The following is a 20,438-nucleotide window of genomic DNA, read 5'->3' on the forward strand; positions in this document are numbered from 1 at the left end:
CGGCGCGCTTCAGGGCCGATCGAGTCATCGCTCACGCAACCGCTTGTACAGTGTGGTGCGGCTGATTCCCAGTCGGCGGGCCACCGCCGACAGGTTGCCATTGGCTTGCTCGACCAGGCTCTGCAGGTCCGTCTCTTCAGCCGCTATCGGCACCGGTATTTTCGACTCGGCCAGAAAACCCGCAGGAAGGTGCTCGACGCCGACCGGCCCGTTGGCCGCCAGGGCCAGCGCGACCTGTAGCACACTCACCAGTTCGCGCAGGTTGCCCGGCCAGGGGTGTTGATCGAACAGGTCGATAATGGCCGGGGGCAGCCGCGCAGGTTGCCCGGGCTCGCGGTAGCGGGCATGCACCTGCTCAATCAGCTGGCGCCGGTCACCGCGTTCGCGCAGGGGAGGCAGCACCAACGTCAGGCCGGCGATGCGGTAGTACAGGTCCTGGCGAAAGCGCCCGGCGCGCACTTCTTCGGCCAGGTTGCGATTGCTCGCCGACACCACGCGGATATCCACCGGCACCGGTTCGCCACTGCCCAGCGGCTGGATGCTGCGCGACTGCAGTACGCGCAGCAGGCGGGCCTGGGTGGGCAGTGGCATGTCGCCAATTTCATCCAGAAACAGGATGCCGTGGTCGGCCTTGCGGATCAGCCCCGGGTTGCCCTTGTGGTGGGCGCCGGTGAACGCGCCTTTGTCATATCCGAACAGTTCCGACTCCACCAGTTCGGCCGGGATCGCCGCACAGTTTACGGCGACCAGCGGCTGCCTGGCGCGGCTGCTGGCCCGGTGCAGGGTGTCGACGAACACTTCTTTGCCTACGCCTGTTTCGCCCTCCACCAACACCGGGATGTCCTTTTCCAATAGCAGGCCGGCTTGTATCAAGGCTTTTTCCAGGCGCGGCTCGGCACTGCCGGCTTCGGGGCGGCGAGTGGTTTCGCGTGGGGGGTGCCACTGGCAGTGAAAGCGGTTGCGCCCGGTGGCCTGCAGGGCGAAGGGCTGTTGTCGGGGATGGCTGAGCAGCTGTTGCAGGGGTAACTGGAACAGTTGCTCGATGTTTTGCTGCAGCGGGTTTACGCCAAGCAGGCTATCGGCCCGGTGATTGGCGGCCAACACCTGTCCGCGTTCATCGAACACCAGCAAGCCGGCCCAAGGGCTGTCGAGGTTGTCGGAGGCGCTGTTGAAGATCAGTTGTGCATGCTGGTCAGCATGTTCGGCGAGGATCAGGCGGTTCTCCAGGCTCTGGCCCATCATGCGCACCAGCCCAAGCGTCTGGCTGGCCGGCAGGTAGCCGTCGCTGGCTACGTCGAGCACCCCGACCAGCTGCCGTGCGGCGTCGAACAGGGGGGCGGCGGCGCTGGACATGTAGCGGTTCTGGCGCAGGAAGTGTTCGTCCTGGCCGACGTGAACCGCTTCGGCGCAAATCAGTGTGGTGCCCAGGGCGTTGGTGCCGACGCCACGTTCGTGCCAATGGGCGCCGGCGCTGAAACCATGGTGCTGGCGCGGTTCGATGAAACGCCGCGAGCCCCAGCTGTCGAGCAGGCAGCCACTGACATCGGCCAGCATCACCAGGTAGCTGGCGTTACCCAAGAGGTGCGCATAGTGCGGTAGCACTTCCTCGCGGGTCAGGCGCAGCAGGTTTTGGCGCCGCTCCAGCAGGGCACTGAGCTCGGCGCGGGACAGGCAGTCAAAGTCTGGCGCATGCTGCGGCTGCAGGCCGTGGGCGCGGCAGCGGTCCCAGGACGCCTGGATCAGTTGGGTGTGGGTCGAAGTGGATGCGGCCATGGGCCTGTCCTGTGTGATTGTTGTCATGGGTCGACCGCCGTTCAGTGTTGTTCACGGCTGTTCATTGTCAAACTGGCCAGTGTCCAGTTGTGCAGTGATTGTGTTCACGTGCGAGCCCGCGATTTGCCAGCGCTGCCACCCGGGCCCCGGGCCAGAGCATCGGGCAAGGACTGGCACGGAACTGGCTGTACCCGGCAGACAACAATCACAAAAAGGCCACGCCATGTCCCTGGTGCTGGAGCAGGTCAGCCGTAGCGTCGACAACCAGCCGTGGATCGTCGATGCATCACTGCGTTTCGAGCCCGGTTCGTTCAATGTGCTGCTGGGTCGCACCCTGGCCGGCAAGACCAGCCTGATGCGCCTGATGGCCGGGCTGGACCGTCCGGACCGGGGGCGGGTGCTGATGGATGGCCAGGACGTCACCGGTGTGCCGGTGCGTCAGCGCAATGTGTCGATGGTGTATCAGCAATTCATCAATTACCCGACCTTGAGCGTGTACGAAAACATCGCCTCGCCGCTGCGCCAGGCGCGCATGGCCGAGGACCAGATCCGACGGCGGGTGCAGGAAACTGCCGAGATGCTACGCATCGAAACCTACCTGCAACGCCTGCCACTGGAGCTCTCCGGTGGCCAGCAGCAACGCACGGCGATGGCCAGGGCACTGGTCAAGGATGCCTCGTTGATCCTCTTCGACGAGCCATTGGTCAACCTCGACTACAAGTTGCGCGAAGGCCTGCGCCAGGAGCTGCGCGAGCTGTTCGCGGCGCGCCATTGCATTGCTGTGTACGCCACCACCGAGCCCAACGAGGCGCTGGCACTGGGCGGCACCACCACGCTTGTGCACGAGGGCCGTATCGTGCAGAGCGGGCCCACCGCCGAGGTCTATCAGCGCCCCAGCAGCGTGCTGGCTGCCGAGCTGTTTTCCGAGCCGCCGATCAACCTGGTGTCTGGCCGTATCACGGGTAACGAGGTGAGCCTGGCCCAGACCGTGCACTTCGCCCGCAATGCCGACCTGGAGCCGCTGGCCGAGGGTGACTACCGTTTCGGCGTGCGCCCCAGTCATATCGCGCTGGTGCCGGCCCACGACGATGACCTGGAGCTTGCGGTGCTGGTGGAGTTGGCCGAGATCAGTGGGTCAGAAACATTTCTGCATGTGCGCAACGAATACTGGCGCATGGTGCTGCACCTTCCCGGGGTGCACGAATACCAGGTGGACACGCCGATACGCGTGTTCATCCCCACGCACAAGCTGTTCGTTTTCGACAGCGCCGGGGTGTTGGTGCAGGCCCCGGGGCTGCGCCAGGCAAGGAGAGGGTGATGGCCGAAATCCGCCTGCGCCAGCTGGCGCACAGTTACAGCCGCCAGCCCGCCAGCGAGGCAGACTATGCCCTGCACGCACTCGAGCATGTGTGGGAGCAGGGCGGTGCCTATGCGTTGCTCGGGCCGTCAGGCTGCGGCAAGTCGACCTTGCTCAATATCATTTCCGGGCTGCTGACGCCGTCTCATGGCGAGGTGCTGTTCGACGGCAAGCCGGTCAACCAGCTGTCCCCGCAGGCGCGCAATATCGCCCAGGTGTTTCAGTTCCCGGTGGTGTACGACACCATGACGGTGTTCGACAACCTGGCCTTCCCCTTGCGCAACCAGGGGCTCGATGAGGCCCGGGTGCATGCCCGGGTGGAAGAAATTGCCGAAGTGCTCGAACTGACTGCCGTGTTGCGCAAGAAGGCACGCAACCTCACCGCCGATGAAAAGCAGAAAGTCTCCATGGGGCGTGGCCTGGTGCGCGATGACGTGTCGGCGATCCTGTTCGACGAGCCGCTGACGGTGATCGACCCGCATCTGAAGTGGAAACTGCGGCGCAAGCTGAAGCAGATTCATGAGCAGTTCAATATCACCATGATCTACGTCACCCACGACCAGTTGGAGGCCTCCACCTTCGCCGACAAGATCGCGGTGATGCACGGCGGACGCATCGTCCAGTTCGGCACGCCGCGCGAGCTGTTCGAGCGACCGCGGCATACGTTCGTCGGTTATTTCATCGGTAGCCCGGGCATGAACTTGATCGACGTGCGTGCCGAGGCGGGCGCAGTGGTGTTCGGCGATGTCCAGCTGGTACTGCCCGATGGCCTGTGCGAGCGCCTGGCTGCATTGGCGGGCGGGCGGCTGCAGTTGGGCATTCGCCCGGAGTTCGTGCAGCTGTGGGACAGCCCGTTCGAGGGTGCCTACCCGGCACGGGTGCTGGACGTCGAAGACCTGGGTACCTATCGCATCGTCACCCTCGAGCTGGGCGGTGTCGCGCTCAAGGCGAGACTGGGCGAGGACCGCCCGTTGCCTGTGGACCAGGCCTGGGTCAGCCTGCCGGCGCAGTGGCTGATGCTGTACGTCGACGATGTGCTGCTGGAGACCGGGCCATGAACAACAAGGTGGCGAACAACAAGGCCTGGTGGCTGGTGCTGCCGGTGTTCCTGCTGGTCGCGTTCAGCGCGGTGGTGCCGATGATGACGGTGGTCAACTACTCGGTGCAGGACATCTTCGACCAGTCCAGCCGCTACTTCGTCGGTGCCGACTGGTACCGCCAGGTACTGCGCGACCCGGCGCTGCACGACGCATTGCTGCGCCAGTTCATTTACTCGGCCTGCGTCCTGCTGATCGAAATTCCGTTGGGTATAGGCATCGCCCTGGCCATGCCAACCAAAGGCCGTATGGCCTCGGTGTGCCTGATCGTAATGGCTATCCCGTTGCTGATCCCGTGGAACGTGGTCGGCACTATCTGGCAGATTTTTGGCCGTGCCGACATCGGCCTGCTCGGCGCTTCCATGGCCAAGCTCGGGGTCAGCTACAACTACGCCGGTGACCCGTTCGATGCCTGGCTCACCGTGCTGGTGATGGATGTGTGGCACTGGACTTCGTTGGTGGCTTTGCTGTGCTATTCGGGGCTGCGTGCGATCCCCGACGTTTACTACCAGGCCGCGCGCATCGATCGGGCCTCGGGCTGGGCGGTGTTTCGCCATATCCAGTTGCCCAAGCTCAAGAACGTGCTGGTGATCGCGTTGATGCTGCGCTTCATGGACAGTTTCATGATCTACACCGAGCCGTTCGTGCTGACCGGCGGCGGGCCAGGCAACGCGACCACGTTCCTCAGCCAGACCCTCACGCGTATGGCTGTCGGGCAGTTCGACCTGGGGCCGGCGGCAGCGTTTTCACTGGTGTACTTCCTGATCATCCTGCTGGTGTCATGGCTGTTCTACACAGCCATGACCCACGCCGACAAGGACTAGGCCATGAGCACACGCAAATCAATGGCCCTGCTGCTGTACTTCTTCTTCCTGCTGGTGCCGATCTACTGGTTGCTGAACATGTCGTTCAAGAGCAACGCCGAGATCCTTGGCGGCCTGACCCTGTGGCCGCAGGCGTTCACGCTCGACAACTACCGAGTGATCTTCACCGACGCCAGCTGGTACAGCGGCTACATCAACTCGCTGTACTACGTGTGCCTGAACACGCTGATTTCACTGCTCGTGGCGTTGCCCGCGGCCTATGCTTTCTCGCGCTACCGCTTTCTCGGCGACCGCCACCTGTTCTTCTGGCTGCTGACCAACCGCATGGCGCCACCGGCGGTGTTCCTGCTGCCGTTCTTCCAGTTGTACTCGTCGATCGGGCTGTTCGATACCCACATTGCCGTGGCGCTGGCCCATTGCCTGTTCAACGTACCGCTGGCGGTGTGGATCCTGGAGGGTTTCATGTCGGGCGTGCCAAGGGAAATCGACGAAACCGCCTACATCGACGGTTACAGTTTTCCGCGCTTCTTCGTGAAGATCTTCATACCGCTGATTGGCTCTGGCATCGGCGTCACGGCGTTTTTCTGTTTCATGTTCTCTTGGGTCGAACTGCTGCTGGCGCGCACCCTGACCTCGGTGAATGCCAAGCCGATTGCCGCGGTGATGACCCGCACAGTGTCGGCATCGGGCATCGACTGGGGTGTGCTGGCGGCGGCGGGAGTGCTGACCATCTTGCCGGGCATGCTGGTGATCTGGTTCGTGCGCAATCATGTGGCCAAGGGCTTCGCCCTGGGCCGGGTGTGAGGAGGGCAACGCATGGATTGGATGGCCTGGACCCTGCCGACAGCGCTGTTCTTCGCCGCTGTGGGCCTCTTGCTGCTGGGCATGACCCTGCTTGAACTGCGTCGCCCCTGCGTAGAGCGACGGGGCTTTTTGCCGCTGGTCACCAGCCGTGGTGACCGTTTGTTCATCGGCCTGCTGGCCAGCGCCTACCTGCACCTGCTGGTGGTCGGTGTCAGCGACTGGCCATTGTGGGTGGCCTCGCTGCTGTCGCTGGCGTGGCTGGCGGTGGTGTTGCGCTGGGGCTGAGCGAGCGGCCCTGTGGGATAACTGAAACGGGAGATCACAATGTTCGACAACAAACACAACAGGCGACATTTGACCCTGGCCGCGTTGCTGGTACTGGCCAGCGTGCAAGGCACAGCCTGGGCCGACCAGTACGAAGAGGCGGCAAAGAAATGGATCGGCAGCGAGTTCAAGCCTTCGACCCTTACCCCCGAACAGCAGTTGGCCGAATTGCAGTGGTTCATCAAGGCAGCCGAGCCGTTTCGCGGGATGAAGATCAACGTTGTGTCGGAAACCATCACCACCCATGAATACGAATCCAAGGTGCTGGCCAAGGCTTTCAGTGAGATCACCGGCATCCAGCTGACCCACGACCTGCTGCAGGAAGGCGACGTGGTGGAAAAACTGCAGACGCAGATGCAGTCGGACAAGAACATCTATGACGGCTGGGTCAACGACTCCGACCTGATCGGTACGCACTTTCGCTACGGCAAAGTGGAATCGATCACCGACCTGATGGCCAACGAGGGCAAAGCCTACACCTCGCCGACCCTCGACCTGAAGGACTTCATCGGTATTTCCTTCACCACCGCGCCCGACGGCAAGGTCTACCAACTGCCCGACCAGCAGTTCGCCAACCTGTACTGGTTCCGCGCCGACTGGTTCGAACGGCCTGAGTTGAAGGCCAGGTTCAAAGAGAAGTACGGCTATGAACTGGGGGTGCCAGTGAACTGGTCGGCGTACGAGGACATTGCCAAGTTCTTCACCGAAGACGTCAAGGAGATCGACGGCAAGCGCGTCTACGGGCACATGGACTATGGAAAGAAAGACCCGTCCCTGGGCTGGCGCTTCACCGATGCCTGGTTCTCGATGGCCGGCGGCGGCGACAAGGGCCTGCCCAATGGTTTGCCGGTCGATGAATGGGGCATTCGCGTGGAGGACTGCCATCCGGTGGGTTCCAGCGTGACCCGCGGCGGCGATACCAATGGGCCGGCCGCCGTCTATGCCACGCAGAAGTACGTGGACTGGATGCGTGCTTACGCGCCCAAGGAAGCGCAGGGCATGACATTCTCCGAAGCCGGCCCTGTGCCGGCGCAAGGCAACATTGCCCAGCAGATATTCTGGTACACCGCATTCACCGCCGACATGACGAAGCCCGGCTTGCCGGTTGTGAATGCCGACGGCACGCCGAAGTGGCGCATGGCGCCTTCACCGAAGGGGCCATACTGGGAAGAGGGTATGAAACTCGGCTACCAGGACACCGGCTCGTGGACCTTCTTCAAGTCCACCCCCGAGAAGCAACGCTTGGCGGCGTGGCTGTACGCCCAGTTCGTCACCTCAAAGACCGTATCGCTGAAAAAGACCATCGTCGGCCTGACGCCGATTCGTGAGTCGGACATCAACTCCCAGGCCATGACCGAGTTGGCGCCCAAGCTCGGTGGGCTGGTGGAGTTCTATCGCAGCCCTGCGCGGGTGCAGTGGACGCCGACCGGCACCAACGTGCCGGACTACCCGCGGTTGGCGCAATTGTGGTGGAGCCATATCGCCGAAGTCGCCAGTGGCGAAAAGACCCCGCAGGAAGCCCTGGATGGGCTGGCCCGCGACCAGGACCGCATGATGGAGCGCCTGCAACGCTCCAACGCCCAGGCGACGTGTGCACCCAAGCTGAATCCGGAGAAGGATGCCCAGTACTGGTTCGACCAGCCGGGTGCGCCGAAAGCCAAGCTGGCCAACGAAAAGCCCATGGGCGAGACAGTCAGCTACAACGAACTGCTGAAGTCCTGGGAGGCGGCCAGGAAGTGATCGGCTGAACACCGTGGTGGTTTCACCGACCGCGGGGGCCGTGCAACCGCTCGCTCGCGAAGAGGCCATTAGTCACGGGCAAAAAAAACGGCACCTGTAAGGGTGCCGTTTTTGCATCACGCGGTATTACTTGTGCAGCTCTTCTGCCGCATACAGCGTGTTCTCCAGCAGGCACGCCCGGGTCATCGGCCCGACGCCGCCGGGCACTGGTGTGATCCAGCCGGCGCGTGGCAGGGCAGTCTCGTAGACCACGTCGCCGACCAGCTTGCCGTCTTCCTGGCGGTTGATGCCCACGTCGATGACGATGGCGCCTTCCTTGACCCACTCACCTTTGACCAGGCCCGGCTTGCCGGCAGCCACGACCACCAGGTCGGCACGCCCGACATGGCCGGCCAGGTCCTTGGTGAAGCGGTGGCAGACCGTCACGGTGCAGCCGGCCAGCAGCAGCTCCATGGCCATCGGGCGGCCAACGATGTTGGACGCGCCGACGATCACCGCGTTCATGCCGTACAGGTCCTGGCCGGTGCTTTCCAGCAGGGTCATGATGCCTTTCGGTGTGCACGGGCGCAGCAGTGGAATACGCTGGGCCAGGCGGCCGATGTTGTACGGATGGAAGCCGTCCACATCCTTGTCCGGGCGAATGCGCTCAAGCAGCAACGAGGCGTCCAGGTGCGCCGGCAGCGGCAGTTGCAGCAGGATGCCGTCGACGGCCGGGTCGTCATTGAGACGGTCGATCAGCTCGGTCAGGGCTTGTTGCGTGGTCTCGCTGGGCAGGTCGAAAGCCTGCGAAATGAAGCCGACCTCTTCGCAGTCCTTGCGCTTGTGCGAGACATAGACTTGGGAGGCGGGGTCGGTGCCGACCAGGATCACTGCCAGGCCCGGCGTACGCAGGCCTTGCTGGCGACGCTCCACGACACGTTGAGCGATCTGCTGGCGCAGGCTGGCGGCGATAGCCTTGCCATCGATTAGGTGTGCAGTCATAGACGCGTGATTAACCATCGAGAAGGAACAATAAAGAACGTGCATTCTCGCACGACATGGGCCAAGGGCAAAGGCGGGTGGTCGGGCAAATCCCCTAACCCCTTAAATAATTTAAATTTTTTCGAAAAAGGTGTTGACGACTTTCGGGGTCGACTATAAGATTCGCCGCACTTGTCGGGCACAGCCTAGCACTGGTTGGCTAAGTCGGGCAGAATGAGTGGTTTAACAGTTCCTTGTTAGCGTCTCGTTCGGTTAGGCTTCAAGCTTAAGCGCCCGTAGCTCAGCTGGATAGAGCATCCGCCTTCTAAGCGGATGGTCGCAGGTTCGAGTCCTGCCGGGTGCGCCATTAGGCAGCTTTGGCAAGCAAGTAGGCTGTAATGCAATATGGTGGGCGTAGCTCAGTTGGTAGAGCGCTGGATTGTGATTCCAGTTGTCGTGGGTTCGATTCCCATCGTCCACCCCATATTTTTCAAGGGCGCCTCGATAGCATCTGGCGCCTTTGTTTTAAGCGTTACGCGGACGTGGTGAAATTGGTAGACACACTGGATTTAGGTTCCAGCGGCGCAAGCTGTAAGAGTTCGAGTCTCTTCGTCCGCACCATGCTTCTGTAAGGTAGTACTGCAAGACCGCAATATGGTGGGCGTAGCTCAGTTGGTAGAGCGCTGGATTGTGATTCCAGTTGTCGTGGGTTCGATTCCCATCGTCCACCCCATATTCCTGAAAGGCGCCTTGATCGTGAGATCGGGCGCCTTTTTGTTTTGGGTCTGCGTAGCGGTGATGAGCCCCGCCCCAGTCAAAACACCTCCTGCCCCTTGTAATCCACTGGTGGCACCCCAATAAAAGCTGTTAGATTTCAGCCGGTTGAAACACCGGCCTGTTTGGCCGGCAAAGGACATCACGATGATTGCAAAAGAAGCCCGTCAGGCCCTGGCGCTGCAGCGCTTTGCCGACGCCAATCCGCAGTTGCTCGAGGAGATCCGCGAGCTGGATGCGCGTGAGCAGGCCCAGCAAATCGAGTGGGCGTTCGAGGATGCCGCCGAGGAGCAGGGTATTGAGCCTTGGGAGCTGGCGCTGCAATTGATTGCCGAGTCCCCGGAGCAGCTGCAGGCCATGCGTCTGGAAACGCACCGTGAAGTGGCCGAGGCGCTGGGGCTGGAATGGGAGGAGTACTGCCAGTTCAACGACATTGATCCTGAATAAAGGAAGCGAATGCGTTGCGGGTAGTTGTTTGACAAAGTATTTCGGCTGCAGGCCGCCCCCGGCGCCGCGCAGCCCCTGTTGGAAGCAGGCCTGGCGCTGTGCCGTGCGGGCCTTGAAAGTTAATCGACCGGCGTTGTTTTCAGTCGTCCCGTGTGGGGTGACTTCTGCTGCGTGACTCACTAGAATGTTTGCCCTTGATTCTGGAGTCGGGCTAACGCCGGCTAACGTCTGTGCAACGAGGAATATCCATGCAAGTTTCTGTTGAAAACACTTCCGCTCTCGAGCGCCGCATGACCATCGCCGTTCCGGCCGAGCGCGTCGAGAACGAAGTCAACAAGCGTCTGCAGCAGACTGCCAAGCGCGCCAAGATTGCGGGCTTCCGTCCTGGTAAAGTACCGATGACCGTGATCCGCCAGCGTTTCGAGGCGGACGCCCGTCAAGAGGCTTTCGGTGACCTGGTCCAGGCCTCTTTCTACGAAGCCATCGTCGAGCAGAAGCTGAACCCGGCTGGCGCCCCGGCTGTAGAGCCCAAGTCCTTCGAAAAGGGCAAGGATCTGGAGTTCGTTGCCATCTTCGAAGTGTTCCCTGAGTTCACTGTTGCGGGCCTCGAGTCGATCAAGGTCGAGCGCCTGAGCGCCGAAGTGGCTGACAGTGACCTGGACAACATGCTGGAAGTGCTGCGCAAGCAGAACACCCGCTTCGAGGCCGTTGAGCGCGCTGCGCAGAATGACGACCAAGTCAACATCGACTTCGTCGGCAAGGTCGACGGTGAAGCGTTTGCCGGTGGTTCGGCCAAGGGCACCCTGCTGGTGCTGGGTTCCGGCCGCATGATCCCAGGCTTCGAAGAGGGCCTGGTAGGCGCCAAGGCTGGCGAAGAGCGCGTTGTCAACGTGACCTTCCCAGAGGACTACCAGAACCTGGATCTGGCTGGCAAAGCCGCCGAGTTCACCATCACCGTCAACAGCGTTTCGGCACCTGTACTGCCAGAACTGAACGAAGAGTTCTTCGCCCAGTTCGGCATCAAGGAATCGACGCTGGAAGGCTTCCGCGCCGAAGTTCGCAAGAACATGGAGCGTGAGCTGCGTCAGGCGATCAAGACCAAGGTCAAGAACCAGGTTATGGACGGTCTGCTGGCTGCCAACCCGATCGAAGTTCCAAAGGCCCTGCTGGAAAACGAAGTCAACCGTCTGCGCGTGCAGGCTGTTCAGCAGTTTGGTGGCAACATCAAGCCTGAGCAGCTGCCAGTCGAGCTGTTCGAAGAGCAAGCCAAGCGCCGCGTCGTGCTGGGCCTGATCGTGGCCGAAGTGGTCAAGCAGTTCGAGCTGAAGCCGGACGACGCCAAGGTTCGCGAGATGATCGAAGAAATGGCTTCGGCTTACCAAGAGCCTGAGCAGGTCATCGCCTGGTACTACAAGAACGACCAGCAACTGAACGAAGTGCGTTCGGTTGTGCTGGAAGAACAAGTTGTAGATACTGTTCTGCAGAAAGCGACTGTGACCGACAAGTCGGTCTCGTACGAAGAAGCCGTTAAACCAGTCGAGGCTCCTGCCGCTGCTGAGTAACGGGCTTCTCTCGTAGGAAACCTCCACAAGCCAGCCTTCGAGCTGGCTTGTGCGTATTCAAGCCATGACTATTTGGGAGTGAGCGCAGGACATGTCCCGCAATTCTTATATTCAGCAGAGCTCTGACATCCAGGCCGCAGGCGGCCTGGTCCCGATGGTTATCGAGCAGTCCGCCCGTGGCGAACGCGCTTACGACATCTACTCGCGCCTGTTGAAGGAGCGTGTGATCTTCCTGGTTGGCCCGGTAGAGGACTACATGGCCAACCTCGTCGTTGCGCAACTGCTGTTCCTTGAGGCGGAAAACCCGGACAAGGATATCCATCTGTACATCAACTCGCCGGGCGGTTCCGTCACCGCCGGCATGTCGATCTACGACACCATGCAGTTCATCAAGCCGGACGTTTCGACCATCTGCATCGGCCAGGCCTGCAGCATGGGCGCCTTCCTGCTGGCGGCAGGTGCCAAGGGCAAGCGTCATTGCCTGCCTAACTCGCGCGTGATGATCCACCAGCCGCTGGGCGGCTTCCAGGGGCAGGCCACCGATATCGAGATCCACGCCCAGGAAATTCTCAATATCAAGGCCCGTCTGAACGAGCTGCTGGCCTATCACACCGGCCAGGACCTCGAAACCATCAAGCGTGACACCGAGCGTGACAACTTCATGAGCGCCTCGCGCGCAGCCGAGTACGGCCTGATCGACTCGGTCTACGACAAGCGGCAACTGGCCTCCTGAACCGGGGGGTCAGAGCAGGTGGGCGTCGAAAGCGCCTACCTGCGGACTTGAAAAAGCCCGCAATTGCCTTCATCTTGTGTTGCAAGCCTACCGGATTGGATCGATCGAATGACTGACACCCGTAACGGCGAGGACAGCGGCAAATTGCTTTATTGCTCCTTCTGCGGCAAAAGCCAGCACGAAGTGCGCAAACTGATTGCCGGGCCCTCGGTATTTATCTGCGACGAGTGCGTCGACCTGTGCAACGACATCATCCGAGAGGAGGTGCAGGAAGCCCAGGCCGAGAGCAGCGCGCACAAATTGCCTTCGCCGAAAGAAATCAGCGGCATCCTTGACCAGTATGTCATTGGTCAGGAGCGCGCAAAGAAGGTGCTGGCCGTAGCGGTGTACAACCACTACAAGCGCCTGAACCAGCGTGACAAGAAGGGTGACGAAGTCGAACTGGGCAAGAGCAACATCCTGCTCATCGGGCCGACCGGCTCGGGTAAGACCCTGCTCGCCGAAACCCTGGCACGCCTGTTGAACGTACCGTTCACCATTGCTGACGCCACCACCCTGACCGAAGCCGGTTATGTGGGTGAGGACGTTGAGAACATCATCCAGAAGCTGTTGCAGAAGTGCGACTACGACGTGGAAAAGGCCCAGATGGGCATTGTCTACATCGACGAAATCGACAAGATCTCGCGCAAGTCGGACAACCCGTCCATTACCCGCGATGTGTCCGGTGAGGGCGTGCAGCAGGCGCTGCTGAAACTAATCGAGGGCACCGTGGCCTCGGTTCCGCCGCAGGGTGGCCGCAAGCACCCGCAACAGGAATTCCTGCAGGTTGATACCCGCAACATCCTGTTCATCTGCGGTGGTGCGTTCTCGGGCCTGGAAAAGGTCATCCAGAACCGCTCCACCAAAGGTGGCATCGGTTTTGGTGCCGAAGTGCGCAGCAAGGAAGAGGGCAAGAAGGTTGGCGAGTCCCTGCGTGAGGTCGAACCGGACGATCTGGTCAAGTTTGGCCTGATTCCGGAATTCGTCGGCCGTCTGCCGGTACTGGCTACCCTTGACGAACTGGATGAGGCTGCGTTGATGCAGATCCTCACCGAGCCGAAGAATGCCCTGACCAAGCAATATGCCAAGCTGTTCGAGATGGAAAGCGTCGACCTCGAGTTCCGCAGCGATGCGCTCAAGGCCGTTGCACGCAAGGCCCTGGAGCGCAAGACTGGCGCTCGTGGCCTGCGTTCGATCCTCGAAGGCGTGTTGCTCGATACCATGTATGAGATCCCTTCGAAAAAGGATGTCAGCAAGGTGGTTATCGACGAGAGCGTCATCGAGGGCACCTCGCAGCCGCTGATGATCTACGAAAACAGCGAGCCGCAAGCCAAGGCCGCGCCAGACGCCTGATTCAGGCAATGGCCGGTTCTCGGTTGCAAGCAAGAGGGGGCCTACGGGCCCCTTTCTGCTTTTCCTGTGCAAGCGCTTGTAATTTCCCAAGCGTACCCCCACATTAGGTCCAAGCATCATTTCCACCGGTTTCCGGCCATAAGGCCGCTGTAGAGGCGAAATCATGAAGACCACCCTCGACTTGCCTCTTTTGCCATTGCGCGATGTCGTTGTTTACCCGCACATGGTTATCCCGCTGTTCGTGGGGCGCGAAAAGTCCATCGAAGCCCTCGAGGCGGCGATGACGGGCGAAAAGCAGATCCTTCTGCTGGCCCAGAAGAATCCAGCCGACGACGATCCGGGCGAGGACGCCCTGTACCGCGTCGGTACCGTTGCCACCGTGCTGCAACTGCTGAAGCTGCCTGATGGCACCGTCAAGGTGCTGGTCGAAGGCGAGCAGCGTGGTGCGGTCGAGCGCTTCTCCGAAGTTGATGGGCACATCCGTGCCGAAGTCTCCCTGATCGACGAAACCGACACTGCCGAGCGTGAGTCGGAAGTGTTCGTGCGCACGCTGCTGTCGCAGTTCGAACAATACGTTCAGCTGGGCAAGAAGGTGCCTGCCGAAGTGCTGTCTTCGCTGAACAGCATCGACGAGCCAGGGCGCCTGGTCGACACCATGGCCGCGCACATGGCCCTGAAGATCGAGCAGAAGCAGGAAATTCTTGAAATCGTCGACTTGACTACCCGTGTCGAGCACGTGCTGGCACTGCTGGATGCCGAAATCGACCTCCTGCAGGTCGAAAAGCGCATTCGCGGCCGGGTCAAGAAGCAGATGGAGCGCAGCCAGCGCGAGTACTACCTGAATGAGCAGATGAAGGCCATTCAGAAAGAACTTGGCGATGGTGACGAAGGCCACAATGAAGTCGAAGAGCTGAAAAAGCGCATCGAAGCCGCAGGTCTCCCTAAAGATGCCTTGGCCAAGGCTCAGGCGGAGCTGAACAAGCTCAAGCAAATGTCTCCGATGTCGGCCGAAGCTACCGTGGTGCGCTCGTACCTCGACTGGTTGGTGCAGGTGCCGTGGAAGGCTCAGAGCAAGGTGCGTCTGGACCTGGCCAAGGCCGAGGAAATCCTCGATGCCGACCACTATGGCCTGGAAGAGGTCAAGGAACGCATCCTCGAGTACCTTGCCGTGCAGAAGCGCGTCAAGAAGATCCGCGGTCCGGTACTGTGCCTGGTCGGGCCACCCGGCGTCGGCAAGACCTCGCTGGCCGAGTCGATCGCTGCCGCCACCAACCGCAAGTTCGTGCGCATGGCCCTGGGTGGCGTGCGTGACGAGGCCGAGATCCGTGGCCACCGCCGTACCTACATTGGCTCCATGCCGGGTCGCCTGATCCAGAAGATGACCAAGGTGGGTGTGCGCAACCCGCTGTTCCTGCTCGACGAGATCGACAAGATGGGCAGCGACATGCGCGGTGACCCAGCCTCGGCACTGCTGGAAGTGCTCGACCCTGAGCAGAACCACAACTTCAACGACCACTACCTGGAGGTCGACTACGACCTCTCGGACGTGATGTTCCTGTGTACCTCGAACTCGATGAACATCCCGCCGGCGCTGCTGGACCGGATGGAAGTCATCCGTCTGCCTGGCTACACCGAGGATGAAAAGATCAACATCGCGGTCAAGTACCTGGTGCCCAAGCAGGTCAAGGCCAACGGCTTGAAGAAAGAAGAGCTGGAAGTCGACGTCTCGGCGATTCGCGACATCATCCGCTACTACACCCGTGAAGCCGGTGTACGGGGTCTGGAACGGCAAATTGCCAAGGTCTGCCGCAAGGTGGTCAAGGAACATACCGGGCAGAAGCAGGTCAAGGTCAAGGTGGCCAGCGAGCAGCTGGAGCACCTGCTGGGCGTGCGCAAGTTCCGCTATGGCCTGGCCGAGCAGCAGGACCAGATCGGCCAGGTAACCGGCCTGGCCTGGACCCAGGTGGGCGGCGAGTTGCTGACCATCGAGGCCGTGGTCATCCCCGGCAAGGGCCAGTTGATCAAGACAGGCTCGCTGGGCGATGTCATGGTCGAGTCGATTACCGCCGCGCAGACCGTGGTGCGCAGCCGCGCCCGCAGCCTGGGGATTGCCGCCGACTTCCACGAGAAGCATGACGTGCACATTCACATGCCTGAGGGCGCCACGCCGAAGGACGGCCCAAGTGCCGGTATCGGAATGTGCACCGCACTGGTGTCGGCGCTGACGCAGATTCCGGTACGTGCCGACGTGGCCATGACCGGCGAAATCACCTTGCGTGGCCAGGTATTGGCCATTGGCGGGCTGAAGGAAAAACTGCTGGCGGCACACCGTGGCGGGATCAAGACGGTGATCATTCCCGAGGAAAATGTTCGCGATCTCAAGGAGATTCCTGAAAATATCAAACAGGATCTTCAGATCAAACCGGTCAAATGGATTGACGAAGTCCTGCAAATTGCGCTGCAATACGCCCCGGAGCCCTTGCCAGATGTGGCTCCGGAGATTGTCGCGAAAGACGAGAAGCGCGACGGCGATGCTAAGGAAAGAATCAGCACGCATTAGTAGTTTTTGGCTGGGGGGCTTTCCTTGACAGTATTTTCGGCGCCTTGCTATAAAGCGGCACGTTATTGTCGCCATGCCTCCCAGCACACGTTTCATAAGCTTTTCATTACATACTTAGAAACAAACTCAATAGAGAAATAAGGGGACTTAGAGTGAACAAGTCGGAACTGATTGACGCTATCGCCGCATCTGCAGACATCCCGAAAGCTGTAGCCGGCCGTGCGCTGGACGCAGTCATCGAATCCGTCACCGGCGCCCTGAAGCAAGGTGACGATGTAGTACTGGTTGGCTTTGGTACCTTCTCGGTCAAGGAGCGCGCCGAGCGTACTGGCCGCAACCCGCAAACCGGCAAGGCAATCAAGATCGAAGCCGCCAAGGTTCCAGGTTTCAAGGCAGGCAAAGGCCTGAAAGACGCCGTCAACTAAGTCGTCTTTCAGCCGGACCCGGCCTGGCCTGGTCCGAGCACGGTGATGGCGGGCCGCAAACGTTCCCGCCTGACACGTTTGCTAAGAAAAGGCGCATCCTCGGATGCGCCTTTCTTTTATCAGGATTCTACCCACGCTCCGCGGTTGTCGACGCAGTGGTACAGCCGTTTCTGGGGGACGCATGCTGCAAAATATCAGGGACAATTCACAAGGTTGGATTGCCAAGACCATCATCGGCCTTATCGTCGTGTTGATGGCATTGACCGGTTTCGAAGCCATTTTCCAGGCCGCCACTCATAGCCAGGACGCCGCCAAGGTGAACGGCCAGACCATCAGCCAGAACGAACTGAGCCAGGCGGCCGACATGCAGCGCCGTCAACTGATGCAACAGTTGGGCAAGGATTTCGACCCGGCGCTGCTGGATGACAAGTTGCTGCGTGAGGAGGCACTCAAGGGGCTGATCAGCCGCAAGCTGCTGCTGCAAGGTGCTGAGGATGCCAAGTTCGCATTCTCCGAGGCCGCGCTGGATCAGGTGATCTTGCAGACCCCTGAGTTCCAGGTGGACGGCAAGTTCAGCGCTGACCGTTTCGACCAGGTTATCCGCCAGATGGGCTACGGCCGCATGCAGTTCCGCGAGATGCTCGGCGAGGAAATGCTCATCGGCCAACTGCGCACCGGCCTGGCCGGCAGCAGCTTCGTCACCGATCAACAGGTCGATGCCTTCGCTCGCCTGGAGAAGCAGACCCGCGACTTCGCCTCCCTGACGTTCAAGGCCGACCCGGCCGCAGTCAAGGTCAGCGACGAAGAGATCAAGGCGCACTACGACCAGCACGCCAAGGAGTTCATGTCGCCTGACCAGGTCGTGATCGACTACATCGAGCTGAAGAAGTCGGCTTTCTTCGATCAGGTCAAAGTGACCGACGAAGAGCTCAAGGCCCAGTACGAGAAGGAAATCGCCAACCTGGCCGAGCAGCGCCATGCCGCGCACATCCTCATCGAGGTCAACGACAAGGTCACCGACGCCCAGGCCAAGGCCCGCGCCGAAGAGATCGAGCAGCGTCTGGCCAAGGGTGAGGACTTTGCCGCTTTGGCCAAGGAGTTCTCTCAGGACCCAGGCTCCGCCAACAGCGGTGGTGACCTCGGCTTTGCCGGCCCGGGCGTATACGACCCGGCCTTCGAAGAGGCGCTGTACCAGCTGCAGAATGGCCAGGTATCTGCTCCGGTGCGCACCGAATTTGGCTACCATCTGATCAAGCTGCTGGGCGTCCAGGCGCCAGAAGTACCGAGCTTCGCCAGCCTGAAGGACAAACTGACCCGCGATCTGAAGATGCCGCTGGTCGAGCAGCGCTATGTCGACGCCAGCAAGCAACTGCAGGATGCTGCCTACGAGGCTTCCGACCTGGCCCAGCCGGCTCAGGACCTGAACCTCAAGGTACACACCTCCGCCGCCTTCGGCCGCGAGGGCGGTGAAGGCATTACCGCAAACCGTGCGGTGGTGCAGGCTGCGTTCTCTGAAGAAGTGCTGGATGAGGGTGCCAATAGCACCGCCATCGAGCTCGACCCCGAGACCACGGTGGTGCTGCGCGTCAAGGAACACCGCAAGCCAGAGCAACTGCCGCTGGACGCTGTGGCCAAGAACATCAGGGAGCACCTGGCCAAAGAGAAAGCGACTGCCGAACTCAAGGCCAAGGCAGACAAGCTGATTGCCGGCCTGCGTGACGGTTCCATCGCAGCAGGCAGCGTGCACGAAGGCCAAGGCTGGAAAGCCTATGAAGCAGTTACCCGTGGTGAGGACGGTATTGACCCGGCCGAACTGCAGGCACTGTTCCGTCTGGGCAAGCCGCAAGCCAAGGACAAGCCTGTGTATGGCAGCGTGGTGCTGCGTGACGGTAGCCTGGTGGTGTTGCAGCTCAAGGGCGTGAACGAAGGCGCTGCCGCCACCGACGAAGAGAAGCAGCAAATTCGCCGCTACCTCGCGTCACGTGCTGGCCAGCAGGACTTTGCGGCTTACCGCAAGCAGCTGGAAGCCAATGCAGACATCACCCGTTACTAAGGTGTTCGTTGCATGAAGAAACAGGCCGCCTCGTGCGGCCTGTTTCGTTTTCGCCAGCCGCGAGCACGGTCATCGTCGAAGACCGCACCGCCTTCAGGGGCGGCGCCAACCAGGCTCTACCGTTTCACCCCTTCATAACTGTCCAGCGTATCGCGCGCAATCTCTCGCCCCAGGGCGATGAGCTCCGGCGCCTTGTAGAACTCGAAAAACCGGCACACCCGCTTGGGCACGTTGATCAGCACATCCGGTGGATAGCCGGCAATCTTGTACTGTGCCAGCGAAGTCTGCATGACCTCGAAGCTCTGGTTGATCAAGTCCAACAGCGACGCTGGCCCCACGTTGTCGATGATGAAAGAACCGGTGGCCGACTTCGGCGCGCCCTCGCGTTCCGGGGCCGCTGCCGCTTGCTGGCTTTCCGGGTCGGCGCTGTCAAGCCACGGGCTTGGCGGTGCCAACCCCTCGGCGACGATTTCCTTTTCGATGCGGATCAGCTCTTCCGCCGGTTTGCGCCGGAATGGCAAGCGTGAACCCAGCGAGCTCAACAAGGCGTCAAAGCGCATCTTGAACGCCGCCGGGCGCTCTATCACCGGCAACTGGTACTGCTTCTGGTTGGTGGCGTTGAGGTTGACCGCGATGATCAGGTCGCAATGGCTGGACACCACCGGCACGATTGGCAGCGGGTTGAGGATGCCACCGTCGACAAGCATGCGGTTGCCTTGCATCACCGGCGTGAACAGGCTGGGAATGGCCGCCGAGGCGCGCATGGCCTGATGCAGGCAACCCTCCTGGAACCAGATTTCCTGCTGGTTGGTAAGGTCGGTGGCAACTGCGGTGTAGGGGATGCGCAGTTGCTCGATGTTGATCTCGCCGACGATCTTGCGGATCTGCCCGAACACCTTGTCGCCGCGAATCGCGCCGAGGCGAAAGCTGACGTCGACCAGGCGCAGCACATCGAGGTAGTCGAGGCTTTCGATCCAGTTGCGATAGTCGTCCAGCTTGCCGGCGGCATAGATACCGCCAATCACCGCGCCCATGGAACACCCCGCGACGCAGGCTATGTCGTAGCCGCGGCGCTCGATTTCCTCGATAACGCCGATGTGTGCATACCCGCGGGCGCCGCCCGATCCCAGTACCAGTGCCACACGTTTACTCATGAACATTCCCCGGCCAGTGCCATCATGGTCCTACAATGCACCCATCGCCACCTGTGCTTCAATGTAGATCGTGCTGAGCTACTGTAATAAAACTGGCTGGGCAAAGCCGGCCGGGCATGGCACTTTCCAGCTGTCGGAGCGTCGAACAGCCACCGTTTTTCCATAGAGGTATTACTGATGAAAGCCTGGATTTGCCTTCCACTGATTGCCTTGGCCCTTGCTGGCTGCGCGGGCAAGACGGCCTACCGTGACAGCTGCGCGACCCAGCTGGATGCCGCCTGGAAGGAGCTGGACCTGGCCAAGGCCGAAGGCTTCGCCGGGGCCGTAAGTTATTCCAAGGCCTTGTCATTGCTGACCGGGGCCAAGACCCAGCAGCAGTTCGAAGGCTACGAAAGCTGTACCCGCAAAGCTGAAAAGGCGCGATTCTACATTCGTGAATCTCGCGCCGGGCGCTGAACA

At 61.0% G+C, this 20,438-nt stretch carries 17 protein-coding genes and 4 tRNA genes; 18 read left to right on the forward strand and 3 right to left on the reverse strand.

Features of this window, described 5'->3' with window-relative positions; translation table 11 throughout:
* Positions 1-24: 24 nt before the first annotated feature.
* The gene (locus tag QYE47_RS02240) at positions 25-1,773 is read right to left on the reverse strand and encodes a sigma-54-dependent Fis family transcriptional regulator (RefSeq protein WP_014591687.1); all 1,749 of its coding nucleotides are present in this window, start codon (positions 1,771-1,773) and stop codon (positions 25-27) included.
* 223 nt (positions 1,774-1,996) lie between these two features.
* Between QYE47_RS02240 and QYE47_RS02245 the strand changes: the two genes are divergently transcribed.
* Genes QYE47_RS02245 through QYE47_RS02270 form a run of 6 tightly spaced genes read left to right on the forward strand, consistent with a single transcriptional unit; the run spans position 1,997 to position 7,919 of the window.
* The gene (locus QYE47_RS02245) at positions 1,997-3,091 is read left to right on the forward strand and encodes an ABC transporter ATP-binding protein (protein WP_014591686.1); all 1,095 of its coding nucleotides are present in this window, start codon (positions 1,997-1,999) and stop codon (positions 3,089-3,091) included.
* Positions 3,091-4,188: an ABC transporter ATP-binding protein gene (locus tag QYE47_RS02250; RefSeq protein WP_070384135.1), complete on the forward strand. Its 1,098-nt coding sequence runs from the start codon at positions 3,091-3,093 to the stop codon at positions 4,186-4,188. Before QYE47_RS02245 ends, QYE47_RS02250 begins: the two co-directional genes overlap by 1 nt.
* On the forward strand, positions 4,185-5,051 hold the full coding sequence (locus QYE47_RS02255) for a carbohydrate ABC transporter permease (protein ID WP_019438681.1): 867 nt from the start codon (positions 4,185-4,187) through the stop codon (positions 5,049-5,051). The genes QYE47_RS02250 and QYE47_RS02255 overlap by 4 nt, the downstream gene beginning before the upstream one ends.
* 3 nt (positions 5,052-5,054) lie before the next feature.
* Positions 5,055-5,855 carry a carbohydrate ABC transporter permease gene (locus QYE47_RS02260; protein ID WP_003250228.1) on the forward strand — a complete coding sequence of 267 codons (801 nt, stop codon included), beginning with the start codon at positions 5,055-5,057 and terminating at the stop codon, positions 5,853-5,855.
* A gap of 12 nt (positions 5,856-5,867) precedes the next feature.
* On the forward strand, positions 5,868-6,140 hold the full coding sequence (locus QYE47_RS02265; protein ID WP_014591683.1) for a DUF2160 domain-containing protein: 273 nt from the start codon (positions 5,868-5,870) through the stop codon (positions 6,138-6,140).
* 39 nt (positions 6,141-6,179) lie between these two features.
* A complete protein-coding gene (locus QYE47_RS02270) occupies positions 6,180-7,919 on the forward strand; it encodes an ABC transporter substrate-binding protein (protein WP_003250232.1) in 1,740 nt (579 codons plus the stop codon).
* Between the two features lie 126 nt (positions 7,920-8,045).
* On the opposite strand, the gene folD is transcribed toward QYE47_RS02270, so the two are convergent.
* Complete coding sequence (folD, locus tag QYE47_RS02275) at positions 8,046-8,900, reverse strand: bifunctional methylenetetrahydrofolate dehydrogenase/methenyltetrahydrofolate cyclohydrolase FolD (protein WP_003250234.1); 855 nt, start codon at positions 8,898-8,900, stop codon at positions 8,046-8,048.
* A 269-nt stretch (positions 8,901-9,169) separates the two neighbouring features.
* Between folD and QYE47_RS02280 the strand changes: the two genes are divergently transcribed.
* The 11 genes from QYE47_RS02280 to QYE47_RS02330 all read left to right on the forward strand — a co-directional run bounded on the left by QYE47_RS02280 (position 9,170) and on the right by QYE47_RS02330 (position 18,825).
* Positions 9,170-9,246 (forward strand) — tRNA-Arg (locus QYE47_RS02280).
* Positions 9,247-9,287: 41 nt separating this feature from the next.
* Positions 9,288-9,363, forward strand: a tRNA-His gene (locus tag QYE47_RS02285).
* 52 nt (positions 9,364-9,415) lie between these two features.
* A tRNA-Leu gene (locus QYE47_RS02290) sits at positions 9,416-9,500 on the forward strand.
* A gap of 36 nt (positions 9,501-9,536) precedes the next feature.
* Positions 9,537-9,612, forward strand: a tRNA-His gene (locus QYE47_RS02295).
* Positions 9,613-9,800: 188 nt separating this feature from the next.
* On the forward strand, positions 9,801-10,100 hold the full coding sequence (locus QYE47_RS02300) for a DUF6388 family protein (protein ID WP_014591682.1): 300 nt from the start codon (positions 9,801-9,803) through the stop codon (positions 10,098-10,100).
* A gap of 248 nt (positions 10,101-10,348) precedes the next feature.
* The gene (gene tig, locus QYE47_RS02305; RefSeq protein WP_014591681.1) at positions 10,349-11,662 is read left to right on the forward strand and encodes a trigger factor; all 1,314 of its coding nucleotides are present in this window, start codon (positions 10,349-10,351) and stop codon (positions 11,660-11,662) included.
* Between the two features lie 91 nt (positions 11,663-11,753).
* Complete coding sequence (gene clpP, locus QYE47_RS02310; protein ID WP_003259400.1) at positions 11,754-12,395, forward strand: ATP-dependent Clp endopeptidase proteolytic subunit ClpP; 642 nt, start codon at positions 11,754-11,756, stop codon at positions 12,393-12,395.
* 108 nt (positions 12,396-12,503) lie between these two features.
* Positions 12,504-13,787, forward strand: a complete 1,284-nt coding sequence (gene clpX / locus QYE47_RS02315) for an ATP-dependent Clp protease ATP-binding subunit ClpX (RefSeq protein ID WP_003250242.1) — start codon at positions 12,504-12,506, stop codon at positions 13,785-13,787.
* Positions 13,788-13,950: 163 nt separating this feature from the next.
* Positions 13,951-16,347, forward strand: a complete 2,397-nt coding sequence (gene lon, locus QYE47_RS02320) for an endopeptidase La (protein ID WP_014591679.1) — start codon at positions 13,951-13,953, stop codon at positions 16,345-16,347.
* A 152-nt stretch (positions 16,348-16,499) separates the two neighbouring features.
* A complete protein-coding gene (hupB, locus tag QYE47_RS02325) occupies positions 16,500-16,772 on the forward strand; it encodes a nucleoid-associated protein HU-beta (protein WP_003250246.1) in 273 nt (90 codons plus the stop codon).
* Between the two features lie 181 nt (positions 16,773-16,953).
* Positions 16,954-18,825, forward strand: a complete 1,872-nt coding sequence (locus tag QYE47_RS02330) for a SurA N-terminal domain-containing protein (RefSeq protein WP_014591678.1) — start codon at positions 16,954-16,956, stop codon at positions 18,823-18,825.
* 116 nt (positions 18,826-18,941) lie between these two features.
* Here QYE47_RS02330 and QYE47_RS02335 read toward each other — a convergent pair whose 3' ends face one another.
* Entirely contained in the window at positions 18,942-19,979 is a 1,038-nt protein-coding gene (locus QYE47_RS02335) for a patatin-like phospholipase family protein (RefSeq protein WP_041167184.1), read from the reverse strand.
* Positions 19,980-20,156: 177 nt separating this feature from the next.
* On the opposite strand from QYE47_RS02335, the gene QYE47_RS02340 reads away from it, so the two are divergent.
* Positions 20,157-20,435, forward strand: a complete 279-nt coding sequence (locus tag QYE47_RS02340) for a lipoprotein (protein ID WP_003250254.1) — start codon at positions 20,157-20,159, stop codon at positions 20,433-20,435.
* Positions 20,436-20,438: the final 3 nt, after the last annotated feature.

The organism is Pseudomonas sp. 2,4-D, assembly GCF_030418155.1.
GTDB classification, from domain to species: Bacteria; Pseudomonadota; Gammaproteobacteria; order Pseudomonadales; family Pseudomonadaceae; genus Aquipseudomonas; species Aquipseudomonas alloputida.